Below are 13,518 nucleotides of genomic sequence, written 5' to 3'. Positions count from 1 at the left end.
TGAGCCACCTCATCACCCAAGAAAAAAATCGCGCGTTGGTGCAATTGTTCTGTGTCTGGGGGCAGTATGCCCATACGGATGAGCCGTTTTTCTCGAACGTCTTTGGGGTAGCGTCGCAAACCGTGTTGGAACGCTACACGCCCGATACGCTGGCAACCATCCCGCTGGCGGATCTGGTGGCGGAAATCGCGGCGGCCGGTCGCCAACGGCTGAAAGCGCCCGATGACATTGCGCAGACCTTGCACCGCTTGGCGCGGCGTGCCTTTCGGTTGCATCCGGACGAGCAGGATGCACGGCACCAAAGCTTGGTCCTGCATTTGGACACCATCCGGGCCTTGGAACATCAACAACAGGCGCTGGACAAAGTGATTGCCCGTGACATGCAGGCGTTTCGCCAAACCCTGACCACGATTCCGGGGATTGGTCCGGTCTATGGCGCGGGCCTCTTGGCCGAAATCGGTCCCATCGAACGATTTCCGTCGGAAAATGCCTTGGCCAAATATGCGGGGCTGACCTGGCGCCCGCATCAATCGGGGAATTTTGATGCCGACATCCGTCCGCTGACGCGGACGGGGAACGTCTATTTGCGGTACTACTTCATCGAAGCGGCGGAGAGGGTCCGGGTGCGGGACCCGCAGTTCAAAACCTTTTACGAGAAGAAGTACCACGAAGCCACGCACCACGCACATAAGCGGGCGTTGGTCTTGACGGCACGCAAGCTTTGGTCGGCGTGGTCTACGGGATGCTGACCCGGGGCCAAATCTACGACGAAAGGAAGTTGATGCCGCACTAAAGGGATTGACAACTGATTTGCCATTATCTACCACCTCCTTTTAGGCAGGTTTATGTTGCCCTGGCCCTGTTCGTCGTTGTCCTAAGCTGATCGGTTCTTGACATTTAACCGCGGGACTTATGATGGATCAGACCTCTCTAGTAAACCAGAGAGCCATCAGGATCGCTAGTTTCAATTTCCACGAAAAATGGGGCATTCTCAGGAAATGACCAGCTTCTTTCACGCGTGTGATACAATGGCGGCCTATCCGGGGACCGACAAGCATCTCATGCTTCCCATTCTGTTCCGGCTGTTATATGGATCGGGATTGCGCGTGACCGAAGCCTGTCAGCTTCGGTTCTCCGATGTGGATTTTGTGCGGGATACCCTCCTGATCCGTGAGAGCAAAGGGGGGAATGACCGACTGGTCCCGGTCTCTCCGTCCCTCCGGGACGGCCTACAACGATGGCGAGCGCATCTCCAAACACGCCACCCCGTCCCGATGTGGTTTTTTGAAACGAGGAATGGGCAGCCACCAAGCCGTCATTGGATTTATCGCCAGTTCCGGCAGTGCTTGCAGCGTGCGGGCATACCGCATGCAGGGCGGGGGGCGGGACCGCGCGTTCACGACATGAGACACTCGTTTTGTGTACGGACCCTGAAGCATCTCGTGGACGAAGGGCTCGATGTGTATACGGCACTTCCGATCTTAGCCGCTTATGTCGGCCATGCCTCACCAGCGGCCACGGAGGGGTATGTACGGCTAACAGCCGACTTGTATCCTGAAATTATCACGGCGGTCGTTCAAGTGACCGGGGCAACGATTCCGGAGGTGACTGATGGCCAAACCGACTGATTTTGCCTACCGCGTGTCGCAGTACTTGGCCACGTACCTCCCAGGAGTGCGAGGGTTGAGCGGAAATACGATACTGTCCTACCGGGATATGTTTAAATTGCTCATCGAGTTTTTTGACACCCAGTGTGCGACGCCCCCAGACAAAATCCGCTTACAGGATTTAACTCGCCCGACGATCGAGCAGTTCCTGGATTGGCTCGAAACGCACCGTCACTGCAGCGTCTCGACGCGAAATGTCCGCTTGGCAGCCCTGTACGCCTTTGCGCAGTATCTCCAACGAGAGCAGCCGGAGTTCATGATGCAGGCCCAGCAATTGCGGGCGATTCCGCTCAAAAAAACGACCTCCGGGCGGATGGAGTATTTAACCGTCGAACAGATGAAGTTTCTCCTGAGTCTTCCCAATTTGGCCGCCCTGCGTGGGCGGCGAGACGCCGTGTTATTGAGCCTTCTGTATGATACAGGCGCCCGGGTCCAGGAACTCTGCGACGTCGTCGCAGGGGATATCAAATCGGGGACCGTATCGACAATTCGGCTCACCGGTAAGGGGCAGAAAAGTCGCATTGTGCCGTTGATGCCACCCATGGCTCGTCTTCTGGAGCAATATCGGCAAGAACGCGGGTTGACCCATCCCAAATCTGATGCGTATCCCCTGTTTCAAAACCGTGCGGGAAGCAAGCTGTCCCGCGAAGGCGTATCCTATATCGTGGCTAAGTATGTTCAAGAAGCGGCCCGCGTTTCGCCAGGCACTCTTCCTGAAACGGTGTCGCCCCATTGTTTTCGCCATTCGAAGGCCATGCATTTGCTCCAGGCCGGAGTTAATCTCGTGTATATCCGGGATCTCCTCGGCCATGTCGACCTCAAGACAACCGAAATTTACGCTCGAGTCGACAGTGAAATGAAGCGAAAGGTCTTGGAAAGCCATAGCGTCGGTGTCGTCTCTGAAACGTTGCCCCCATGGCAGGCGAACACCGAGTTACTCACGTGGCTGAAAGGACTCGGGTCCTAGTCACCTGAAATGGAAAGTGAAAGACGGGAAAGTGGCCTCATTCAGCCATTTCTTCCGTCAGCTTTCCATTACGGCTAGCTTGTCATTACGTCGATAATGTGTAGTTCCGCATTATCGACGGTATTTTGTTGAGGCCCTGCACACGTTGCCGCCGGCGGCCCGCGACGGCCCCAGCGCCATTCGGGACGGACTCGAATTCTGCAACGCGATCTTCCGCATCGAACGGGATCTGCGGGATGTCTCCGCGGCGGATCGGCACACCGCGCGGCACGCGCGGAGTCGCCCGGTTTTGGCTCGCTTTGCGCAATGGTTACGTCGGCAAAAACGGCACACCCTGCCCCACAGTCCCTTGGGCAAGGCGGTGACCTATTGCCTGAATCAATGGAAACCGCTGACGCGATTTCTCGAGGATGGACGGCTCGAGGTGGACAACAACCGCAGTGAACGGGCCATCAAACCCTTTGTGACGGGCCGCAAAAACTGGCTCTTTGCCAACACGCCGCGCGGAGCGCAAGCCAGCGCGATCACCTTGAGTCTCATTCAAACCGCCAAAGAAAACGGCTTGGAACCGCGTGCTTATCTCCAATATCTCTTCGAACAATTGCCGCAACGCGACCTCTCGAACGCCGCCAGCTGGGCCGACTGCCTGCCCTGGTCGCCGACGCTCCCGGCCCACGTCAGAACTCCTGCCAATCCGGCAACCCCTTAAGAATTCAGAACACACGAGAATCCCCACCGCAAGGTGGGGATTATTTGACGCTTACGTAGAGACCTCGATAATCTCCTCATGATTGTCTCAAACAATCGATATCCTTCTTGATTCTCCAAGCGTCCGATCTTTGGAACACCTATACCGAAAAATCACTGGCCTGAGGAATACATAAGCTTGCCAATCAAAAGATAAGGATACGTCTGACAACCGGCGAAGGTCGTTAGATGAAACAGATTGAGACCTTTTCTGATATTGTCGCGCCATTATGGTGGCATTACGCTCAAGAACGAAATATTCAAGTAAAGGTATTGAGCGATTCAGTCCGTCTATTGTGATTGATAACTTGCATGACGGGGGAACCAAGAAGGGAGAATAAATTATGTCAAAAAGCTGGGGCAGATGGATTAAGAATTTTGGCCTTTTAGCCACCGTGATGTTCATGGATGTATCTTTGATGCCGGGAGTGGCAACATTTGCAGCGAGTTCACCCAGTGCAACCATAAAACTTAAGGGACCAAGTACGACCATTATGGCGGGACAAAGTCCTACATTTACCGTGGAAAGTTCAGGTGATACTTCAGGATGGGAATATCAATTTTGGATTGATTCTTCTCAAGGATGGAAAATGGTGCAAAACTACTCAACGAATAATCACTACACAATACAAGACATTATGCCCGGGAGTTATGAAATCGTCGCGTATGCTATGTCTTCGTCTGCCGTAAAAGCGCAAGCATGGAGAAGTGCGGTTGCCACCACGCAATTTATTAATGTCGGTAGTCATGTGAGCCTCAAGCCCATGTCCATGATGAATAATATGGAGTCTATGGAACCTATGGTTCAGGCGGTGGCAAGGAATCTGATGAATCCCGTCTATCAATTTTGGTGGCAGGGACCAAATGGGCATTGGACCTCAAGTGGAAATTATTCTACGATGTCGATGATTACCGTCCCATATTATCCCGTATCACCCGCTCATGCTGGGACATACCATGTTATGGTTTATGCAAAAGACGGAAATGCGCCCGCGACGCCAGCGAATGAGATTTGGAGCTCCGAGATGAGTGTGAATGTAATGCCCACGGTAGACTTTCAGTTAAGTCCCTCACTAATATCCATCAATGCTGGTAGTTCCGCCTCACTAACATTATCTCAGGTTTATCCGAATGGCGATCCGGCTATGGGAATGTCTTTAGATAATTTGGACTCGATTTTCACTATCACGAACGCGCATGGTCAGCCGGCCTCAGGTTTTACTATTTCAGGATTTGGGGTCACTAACCAACAGTTCGTTCATGGCCAATATACTTTTAACAATGCACCGACTCTGCAATCTGGTACGGTGATGATCACAGCAGGAGCCAATGTTTCTCCGGGAATTTATCAAATTACCGCATCTGATCCGGATCATATGGATGTGACATCGTTGCCTGTTCACCTTTTGGTTAATCCCTGACACGACAGCGTTATGCCAAGAAAATATAGTATGGTGTCATTGCGAATTTACCAAGCAGCTTGGTTACGTATTGTATTCTTGTAAGCAAGGATCCGGGTGTAGCGAGACGGGGTTGTCAAATACCATCGTTAGCGCCTCACCCGTTCGCCTTTGAGATGATGAGTAAAACTAGTTACGGGAATTGGGGTTAAGGGGTTTTGTGGAAATTGTCCCGGATTAGATTCATCTGATATCAAGGGGGAATTCGCTGTGGAAACATATTATAGAGCACGGGCCCCGGAATATGAGAAGGTCTATAAAAGAAGCGAGCAAGTCTGTGAGCATGAGTTACTCGAACTCCGGGACGCTATGACGAGATTATTCTCGGATAAATCGATTTTGGAAGTGGCCTGTGGCACCGGTTATTGGACACAATTTCTCGCTCAGGTCGCCAGTCATATCGTTGCTGTGGATAAATCTCAAGAAATGCTACAAATTGCCAAAAACAAAAACCTTGATGCCCGCACCGTCAGATTCTGCCTCGGGGATGCTTATAATCTGAATAATCTACCGGGAGACTTTGATGGTGGCGTGGCAAATTTTTGGCTTTCTCACGTGCCCAAATGCCGCATTCATGAATTTCTCGACCATTGGCATGCCCGTCTTGGACGAGACGCTATAGTCTTTATGGCTGATAATGTTTATATGGACGGCGTAGGAGGCGAACTGATTTCTAAAGCTTCGGATAAGAACACATACAAAATGCGTACGTTGGAAGACGGGCGAACCTATGAAGTTCTAAAAAATTATTACAGCCAAGACGAACTGAGATCATTATTCTATCCATATGCTGACGGCCTGCAGATTCACGTTGGTCAATGCTACTGGTGGTTAAGTTATCGTGTTAAAGGAGAACGGAGGGCTTGATAAATGGTGTCTTGCTCTTCAATGAGCAACAATTAAGGGCGATCCGTTATCGTTTTTTTGATGATGGTTGCTAGGTGAGATAACAACACCACGATTTTTCTCAAAGGCTTATGTTTGGTTTATTTGGATAGTTGGAATCAGTGAGTTTCGCTGGATAATTTTTGTGAAATTATCTGTGGCGTAATTTTGCGGGAAGTGGGAACAAATAAGACTACGGTGAACATGAAAAAGTTAAATTTGGATCTAGACAAGATTATACGCTTGGTGTTATTATATCAAAGCTGTCCGACAGGGCAGCACGGCCACGAGGTCAAGACCTCGGGCAGTCGGTCCTTGAAAACTATATCGTCATGTTGAAGTGAAAGTTATCGAATCACGTCAGAAGACAGAAATGAGTCATGGAGAGTTTGATCCTGGCTCAGGACGAACGCTGGCGGCGTGCGTAATACATGCAAGTCGAGCGGACCTTCGGGTCAGCGGCGGACGGGTGAGGAACACGTGAGTGATCGGGCTGTGAGTGGGGGATATCGGGCCGAAAGGCGCGGCAATCCCGCATACGTTCCGGGGAACCGGAAGAAAGCTTGGCAACAGGCGCTCACAGGGGAGCTCGCGGCCCATTAGCTAGTTGGGGGGGTAATGGCCTCCCAAGGCGACGATGGGTAGCCGGCCTGAGAGGGTGAACGGCCACACTGGGACTGAGACACGGCCCAGACTCCTACGGGAGGCAGCAGTAGGGAATCTTCCACAATGGGCGCAAGCCTGATGGAGCAACGCCGCGTGAGTGAAGACGGCCTTCGGGTTGTAAAGCTCTGTCTGTCGGGACGAAGACCGGCCCGGAAGGGCCGGGGAGCCGGTACCGACGGAGGAAGCCCCTGCAAACTACGTGCCAGCAGCCGCGGTAAGACGTAGGGGGCAAGCGTTGTCCGGAATTACTGGGCGTAAAGGGCGTGTAGGCGGTGCGATACGTAGCGGTTTTAAGCCTCCGGCTCACCCGGAGGAGGGCGGCTAAACGGTCGCGCTAGAGGGCAGGAGAGGTGCGTGGAATTCCTGGTGGAGCGGTGAAATGCGTAGAGATCAGGAAGAACACCCGTGGCGAAGGCGGCGCACTGGCCTGGCCCTGACGCTGAGGCGCGACAGCGTGGGGAGCGAACGGGATTAGATACCCCGGTAGTCCACGCCGTAAACGATGGGTACTAGGTGTCGCCCGGGTCCACCGGGCGGTGCCGGAGCTAACGCACTAAGTACCCCGCCTGGGGAGTACGGCCGCAAGGTTGAAACTCAAAGGAATTGACGGGGGCCCGCACAAGCAGTGGAGCATGTGGTTTAATTCGACGCAACGCGCAGAACCTTACCAGGACTGGACACGCTCGTGAGCGCCGCGAAAGCGGCGGGCCCTTCGGGGAGCGAGCGCAGGTGCTGCATGGTTGTCGTCAGCTCGTGTCGTGAGATGTTGGGTTAAGTCCCGCAACGAGCGCAACCCTTGTCGTGTGTTGCCAGCGGTTCGGCCGGGCACTCACACGAGACTGCCGGTGACAAACCGGAGGAAGGTGGGGATGACGTCAAATCCGCATGGCCTTGATGTTCTGGGCTACACACGTGCTACAATGGTCCCGACAACGGGATGCGACGGCGCGAGCCGGAGCCAATCCTTCAAACGGGATCTCAGTTCGGATTGCAGGCTGCAACTCGCCTGCATGAAGCCGGAATTGCTAGTAATCGCCCATCAGCATGGGGCGTGAATTCGTTCCCGGGCCTTGTACACACCGCCCGTCACACCACGAGAGTCGGCCACACCCGAAGCCGGGCGATCCAACCGCAGATGCGGAGGGTCCCGTCGACGGTGGGGTCGGTGATTGGGGTGAAGTCGTAACAAGGTAGCCGTATCGGAAGGTGCGGCTGGATCACCTCCTTTCTAGGGAGCTTCACATGACGATATGGTTTCCGAGGACCGACGGCGGCGCAGAGCGCCGCGGCCGGCGGACCTTGACAACTTTACAGGAGAAAGAGACAACCAGCACACGGGGGATGCCTCGGGTGCGGATGGGGCGAAGAAGGTCGTGGCACGCCACGAAAGGCCTCGGGGAGCGGCGTCGCACGCAACGATCCGAGGGTCACCGAATGGGGAAACCCCCAGACCGGCAGGTCTGGACGGTTCGCCACAGGGCGAAACCGAGTCCAAAGCGGGGAACTGAAACATCTCAGTACCTGCGTCGAGAAAGCGTCAGCGAATCCCGTAGTAGCGGCGAGCGAACCGGGACGAGTCCAAACGTTCGAGGCGTGACCGGACATACCGGCGCCTCGGGCGGGTTGCGGGCCTGTCTTGTCGGCGTATGTCGACCGACACCGGCTCTGCGCCGTCGATCCGAAGCTGTTGGAATGCAGCGCCCTAGCGGGTGAGAGCCCCGTCGGAGCAGACGCGCGCAGACCGGGACAGGTTCCAGAGTACCACGGTCCTCGTGGAAGACCGTGGGAAGCCGGGCGGCCCACCGCCCAAGACTCCCGACCATCCGTCACCGATAGCGCAGAGTACCGTGAGGGAACGGTGAAAAGCCCCCCGGGAGGGGAGTGAAAGAGATCCTGAAACCGTGTGCTGTCAAGCCGTCAGAGTGGGGTTCGCCTCATGATGGCGTGCCTATTGAAGAATGAACCGGCGAGTGACCGGCAGGCCGCGAGGTTAACGACCGGGAGGTCGGGAGCCGGAGCGCAAGCGAGTCTGAAGAGGGCGGCCAGTGGCCGCCGGTCGACCCGAAACCGTGTGATCTAGCCGGCGCCAGGCTGCAATCCCCTTAAGCCGGGATGAAGGGCCGCACCCGTGTCCGTTGAAAAGGGCTGGGATGAGCGGCGGCTAGGGGTGAAATGCCAATCGAACACGGAGATAGCTGGTTCTCCCCGAAATCGCTTGAGGGCGAGCCTCCCCGACCAATACCGACGGGGTAGCGCTCTGTGAATGGAAGGGGTCCGTGAAGGATTACTGCCTGTTCGCAAACGACAAAGTCGTCGGTAGGCGGGAGAGAGTCAGACGTTGGGGGATAAGCTCCAAGGTCAAAAGGGTAAGAGCCCAGATCGTCCGCTAAGGTCCCCAAATGACCACTGAGTGGCAAAGGTCGTCGCGTGATCGAGACAGCCAGGAGGTTGGCTTAGAAGCAGCCATCCTTGAAAGAGTGCGTAATAGCTCACTGGTCGCAGTCGCGCGGCGCCGAGAATGTGCGGGGCTAAGTGGTCTACCGAAGCGGCGAATCGGCCTCCTTAGGAGGCCGGTGGTAGGGGAGCGTCCGCCGGGGGGCGAAGCGTGCGGGGAACCGTGCGTGGACCGCGGCGGAGTGCGAATGCCGGTATGAGTAGCGAAAAGGCCCGTGAGAATCGGGCCCGCCGAAAGCCGCAGGGTTCCGGAGGCAGGATCGTCCGCTCCGGGTTAGTCGGGCCTAAGGCGAGGCCGTTGAGGCGTAGTCGATGGAGACACGGTGGAGATTCCGTGACCAGCCGATCACGGCGAAGGGAGCAGGACGTGGTCCGCGGGGGTCTGCGCCCCGTTGGTCGTGGGCGTCCCGCAAGGGGGACGGAACCGCAAGTACGGAAGAGAGCTCGGCGGACCACCGAGAAAAGTGCAACTGGAGTGATCGGGTGTCCGTACCCGAAACCGACACAGGTAGGCGAGGCGAGGAGCCTCAGGCGCGCGAGTGACCTCTCGTTAAGGAACTCGGCAAATTACCCCCGTAACTTCGGGAGAAGGGGGCCCGGCCGCAGCCGCGGCCGGGGGCACTACAGCGGCCCAAGCGACTGTTTACCAAAAACACAGGTCCCTGCGAAGTCGTAAGACGCCGTATAGGGGCTGACGCCTGCCCGGTGCTGGAAGGTTAAGGTGAGGGGTGCAAGCTCCGACCCGAAGCCCCAGTCAACGGCGGCCGTAACTATAACGGTCCTAAGGTAGCGAAATTCCTTGTCGGGTAAGTTCCGACCCGCACGAAAGGCGTAACGACTTGGGCACTGTCTCAACGAGAGACTCGGTGAAATTGCAAGTCCTGTGAAGATGCAGGATACTTACGACTGGACAGAAAGACCCCGTGGAGCTTTACTGTAGCCTGCCATGGAACGCGCGCGACGTGTGTACAGGATAGGTGGGAGGCGGAGAAGCCGCCGCGTTAGCGGCGGGGGAGCCATCCTTGGGATACCACCCTCACGGCGTGCACGATCTAACCGCCGCCGGCACCCGGCGCGGGACAGTGGCAGGGGGGCAGTTTGACTGGGGCGGTCGCCTCCTAAAGCGTAACGGAGGCGCCCCATGGTTCCCTCAGCACGGTTGGACAGCGTGCAGGGCGTGCAAAGGCACAAGGGAGCTTGACTGCGAGCGTGACAACGCGAGCAGAGCCGAAAGGCGGGCTTAGTGATCCGGTGGCACCGCGTGGCAGGGCCATCGCGCAACGGATAAAAGCTACCCCGGGGATAACAGGCTGATCTTCCCCAAGAGTCCATATCGACGGGAAGGTTTGGCACCTCGATGTCGGCTCATCGCATCCTGGGGCTGAAGTCGGTCCCAAGGGTTTGGCTGTTCGCCAATTAAAGCGGTACGTGAGCTGGGTTCAGAACGTCGTGAGACAGTTCGGTCCCTCTCCGTCGTAAGCGGTGGATACTTGAGGGGCGCGACTCCTAGTACGAGAGGACCGGAGTGGACGAACCGCTGGTGTGCCCAGTTGTGTTGCCCAATGCAGCGCTGGGAAGCTAGGTTCGGAGCGGAGAAGCGCTGACCGCATCTAAGCGCGAAACCGACCCCAAGATGAGGTATCCGAGGCGGCCTATGGGCCGCCACGAGACCCCCACACGACCAGTGGGTAGATAGGTGGTCCGTGGACACCCGGTAACGGGCGGAGCGAGACCATACTAATCGGTCGAGATCTTTCTCCTGTGAAGTTGTGAGGGTCTGGTGAGTCCTCCTTAGTTTGTCGGTGCTTTAGGTCGCGTGTGTTGACCCGTTCCCATCTCGCACACGGTCGTCCCCCACGCGGCCGCTGGTGGTACTGGATCCGTCGGGATCTGGGAGGCCCAGTGGTGCCGACAGATATTTTTTGCGCCCCTCATTACTGTGAGGGGCTTTTAAATTTCAGTTTTTCTTATTTGAAACACCTCAAACAATATGATTTGATTAGATAGGTAATAGACTTACCATCGACAGGCAATTTATATAGGTTTGAGGATTTTTTGCGATATCCGCATAGAATACCGAAAAGCGACAATGAAATCATGTCAGAGGCACACATCGACTATTCGATTTTTTCCTCGTGGCTGAATCCAATTCATGATAGATTCATGATACATGGGGACAATCATTGTAGGCAGAAAAACGGGGGAATCATTCTAATGGACCAGCAGCTGAGCATAACCGAATCCGGTTGGGTATTTGGCCCTGCTGTGAAGGGAATTCGCATGGACTCCCGATTGGTTCAGCCAGGGGATGTTTTTATTGCGGTTTCAGGATCCTTGCTGGATGGGCATGAATTTATTCAGCAAGCCATTGACAAGGGTGCAGTGGCAATCGTTGGTGAAAAACCAATGGGAAGGTTGCCGGTTCCATATATTCAAGTCCAATCGAGCCGGGAAGCGGCAGCTGATATAGCGACATCTTTTTATAAGCACCCTTCGAAAGATCTCGTCACGGTGGCGGTAACGGGAACGAATGGGAAAACTTCTGTTGTGTATTGGCTCAGTGCTATTTTGAATGCCGCGAACATCAAAACGGGGCTTGTTTCTAGTGTAGTAAATGATATAGTTTGCCGGAAACAGCCAGCGTCTTTAACGACTCCAGAAAGCCCTGACTTACAGGCATACTTAGATCAGATTCGTAACTGTGGTGGAAAGGCTGCAGTGGTTGAGGTGTCATCCCATGGTATCGTGCAACAAAGGGTGCGCGGAACAATTTTTCAATTAGCCATTTTGACCAACATTACACGGGAACATTTGGATTTTCACGGCACGATGGAACGGTATGTTGATGCCAAGGCCACATTATTTCGTATGTTGCCTTCAAATAGTCTAGGTGCTGTGCTTAATGCAGATGATCAGCACTTTGAAACAGTGGCCAAAGCCAGTCGAGCACCCGTGACGAGTTACGGGATTAAAGCAGGGGACATTCGGGGCCAAGTTCTCCAAGAAACCGCGTGGTCTACAGATATTCGCGTGAGTGGTCTCAATCTAGACTTTATAACCCGTATAAACCATCCGGGACGCTATAACGTGTATAACGTGTTGGCCGTCACCGCAGCCGCAATCAGACTCGGCGTCACTCAAGAGATTTTGCAAAGAGAAATTCCTAATCTGCCGTCAGTACCAGGACGTATGCAAATCACTGGAGGACAAAGGGGCCCCATGGCCGTGGTGGATTACGCTCATACGCCAGATGGTCTCTATCAATCTTTATTGACTGTCCGCAAATTTACCGAGGGTAAGGTCTGGTTGATTTTTGGAGCTCGAGGAGGCAGAGACCGGGGGAAAAGACCGGAGATGGGACGTATTGCTGCACAATATGCCGATTATGTCATTGTAACAGCAGACAGTCCCAATTTTGAGGATCCCCAAAAGATTGCGGACGCGCTCATTGAAGGGATTCGGCAAGTTGACGATACAAAACTAAAACTGGTCGAACTAAATCGCGCATTGGCGATTCATTATGCTGTGCGTCATGCAGAAAAAAATGACGTGATTTTGATAACAGGGCGAGGTCCGGAAACGATTCAGCACTTTGGAAATGAAGATGTACGGCTTGTCGACGCCGAAGTGGTTGAAGAGGCCCTCCAAGAACGCTGGCGTCAGGAGGGAAGCCATGTCCCCGGAATTAGTTAGTGTCGTGATTCCGGCGTATAATGCGGAATCCACTATTGTAGAGGCTTTAGAATCCGTTTATCAACAATCGCATAAGAATTTAGAAGTTATCGTGGTAGACGATGGGTCCACAGATTTGACGCGTCAGATTATTGAAAGGCAATTTCCCCAGGTCATTTTACGGGCGAATCACAATCAAGGGCCTTCACAAGCGCGGAACATGGGAATTGATATGGCGCACGGGGAGTGGATCGCGTTTTTAGACGCTGATGACGTATGGCATCCCGAGAAGATTGCTCAACAACTCGATGTGGCTCATACGGACCCGGAAATAGGGCTGGTTGCTAGTGATTGGATTCGTGATGCCCATTTTATGGACGTGCCTCGAGCTTTGCCGGTTTCGGAAGTGCGTTACCATGATTTATTGATTTTAAATCGGTTTCAAACCTCTACCGTTTTAGTCAAGCGATCCATTGTTCAATCATTACAAGGATTTGACCGCCGTGTTGATGGGGCCGAAGACTGGGATTTGTGGCTGCGCGTTGCTCAGGTAGCACGGGTAGTCAAAATCGATTGGCCTCTGGTTATGTACCGTGATGTTCCTACGGGTTACAGTAAAGATGTTTGGCGAGTATATGTTACGATGTTGCCGATGTTAGATAAGCATCGAGAAGAAGTGCAAGTGAGTCATCATGAATTTCGTGTGATTGAGGCATGGCATCATCTTCGGTTTTTTGTTGCATTTATTCTTATGAAACAATATGATAAGGCTTTTCGTGCGGTAAAACCGGCTTTTTCGCTGCGTCTCCTTAGTGGACTCTTCCCGGCGTTGTATCGTTATCTATTTCCATTTTTGTGGACACGAATTAAGAAAAAATCTGCTTAAAACACTAGACATTTTACGGTGAAGCGACTATAATTGATTTTGCTGTCCGACAGGGCAGCACGGCCACGAGGCCAAGACCTCGGGCAGTCGGTCCTTGAAAACTATATCGTCATG

General features: G+C 54.1%; 8 protein-coding genes, 3 rRNA genes and 1 pseudogene. All 12 read left to right on the top strand.

The genetic code is table 11. The features are described 5' to 3' along the window. Positions 1-749, top strand: a 749-nt coding sequence (locus tag B8987_RS19310) for a transposase (protein WP_176213148.1), incomplete at its 5' end; no start/stop codon positions are given. Between the two features lie 231 nt (positions 750-980). Beyond that, positions 981-1,628 (top strand): tyrosine-type recombinase/integrase, encoded by a 648-nt coding sequence (locus B8987_RS04480; RefSeq protein ID WP_341372081.1) that lies wholly within the window; start codon positions 981-983, stop codon positions 1,626-1,628. Then, a complete protein-coding gene (locus B8987_RS04475) occupies positions 1,612-2,634 on the top strand; it encodes a site-specific integrase (protein WP_084660911.1) in 1,023 nt (340 codons plus the stop codon). The genes B8987_RS04480 and B8987_RS04475 overlap by 17 nt, the downstream gene beginning before the upstream one ends. Before the next feature lie 121 nt (positions 2,635-2,755). Continuing rightward, positions 2,756-3,139 (top strand): annotated as a pseudogene (locus B8987_RS20110) (IS66 family transposase); the annotation flags it as partial. Positions 3,140-3,163: 24 nt separating this feature from the next. Next, on the top strand, positions 3,164-3,343 hold the full coding sequence (locus B8987_RS20105; protein ID WP_278281295.1) for a transposase domain-containing protein: 180 nt from the start codon (positions 3,164-3,166) through the stop codon (positions 3,341-3,343). A 382-nt stretch (positions 3,344-3,725) separates the two neighbouring features. Next, on the top strand, positions 3,726-4,802 hold the full coding sequence (locus B8987_RS04465) for a hypothetical protein (protein ID WP_084660909.1): 1,077 nt from the start codon (positions 3,726-3,728) through the stop codon (positions 4,800-4,802). Between the two features lie 249 nt (positions 4,803-5,051). Then, complete coding sequence (locus B8987_RS04460; protein ID WP_028962164.1) at positions 5,052-5,708, top strand: class I SAM-dependent methyltransferase; 657 nt, start codon at positions 5,052-5,054, stop codon at positions 5,706-5,708. A 395-nt stretch (positions 5,709-6,103) separates the two neighbouring features. After that, positions 6,104-7,620, top strand: a 16S ribosomal RNA gene (locus B8987_RS04455). Between the two features lie 86 nt (positions 7,621-7,706). Next, positions 7,707-10,607 (top strand): 23S ribosomal RNA (locus tag B8987_RS04450). Between the two features lie 37 nt (positions 10,608-10,644). Beyond that, positions 10,645-10,760 (top strand): 5S ribosomal RNA (gene rrf, locus B8987_RS20205). The 16S, 23S and 5S rRNA genes sit together here, the layout of an rRNA operon. Before the next feature lie 300 nt (positions 10,761-11,060). Further along, positions 11,061-12,539 (top strand): UDP-N-acetylmuramoyl-L-alanyl-D-glutamate--2,6-diaminopimelate ligase, encoded by a 1,479-nt coding sequence (locus B8987_RS04445; RefSeq protein ID WP_028962161.1) that lies wholly within the window; start codon positions 11,061-11,063, stop codon positions 12,537-12,539. Beyond that, on the top strand, positions 12,520-13,404 hold the full coding sequence (locus B8987_RS04440; protein ID WP_084660908.1) for a glycosyltransferase family 2 protein: 885 nt from the start codon (positions 12,520-12,522) through the stop codon (positions 13,402-13,404). Before B8987_RS04445 ends, B8987_RS04440 begins: the two co-directional genes overlap by 20 nt. Positions 13,405-13,518: the final 114 nt, after the last annotated feature.

It is taken from the genome of Sulfobacillus thermosulfidooxidans DSM 9293, from assembly GCF_900176145.1.
Taxonomy (GTDB): Bacteria; Bacillota; Sulfobacillia; order Sulfobacillales; family Sulfobacillaceae; genus Sulfobacillus; species Sulfobacillus thermosulfidooxidans.
Note: the sequence above shows the minus strand (reverse complement) of the source record. Positions and strands in the feature narration are given on the sequence as shown.

Excerpts from the sequence above, each read along its gene's own strand:
- B8987_RS04445 (WP_028962161.1), top strand. The coding sequence starts at position 11,061 with ATGGACCAGCAGCTGAGCATAACCGAATCCGGTTGGGTATTTGGCCCT.
- B8987_RS04475 (WP_084660911.1), top strand. The coding sequence starts at position 1,612 with ATGGCCAAACCGACTGATTTTGCCTACCGCGTGTCGCAGTACTTGGCC.
- B8987_RS04465 (WP_084660909.1), top strand. The coding sequence starts at position 3,726 with ATGTCAAAAAGCTGGGGCAGATGGATTAAGAATTTTGGCCTTTTAGCC.
- B8987_RS04440 (WP_084660908.1), top strand. The coding sequence starts at position 12,520 with ATGTCCCCGGAATTAGTTAGTGTCGTGATTCCGGCGTATAATGCGGAA.
- B8987_RS04480 (WP_341372081.1), top strand. The coding sequence starts at position 981 with ATGGGGCATTCTCAGGAAATGACCAGCTTCTTTCACGCGTGTGATACA.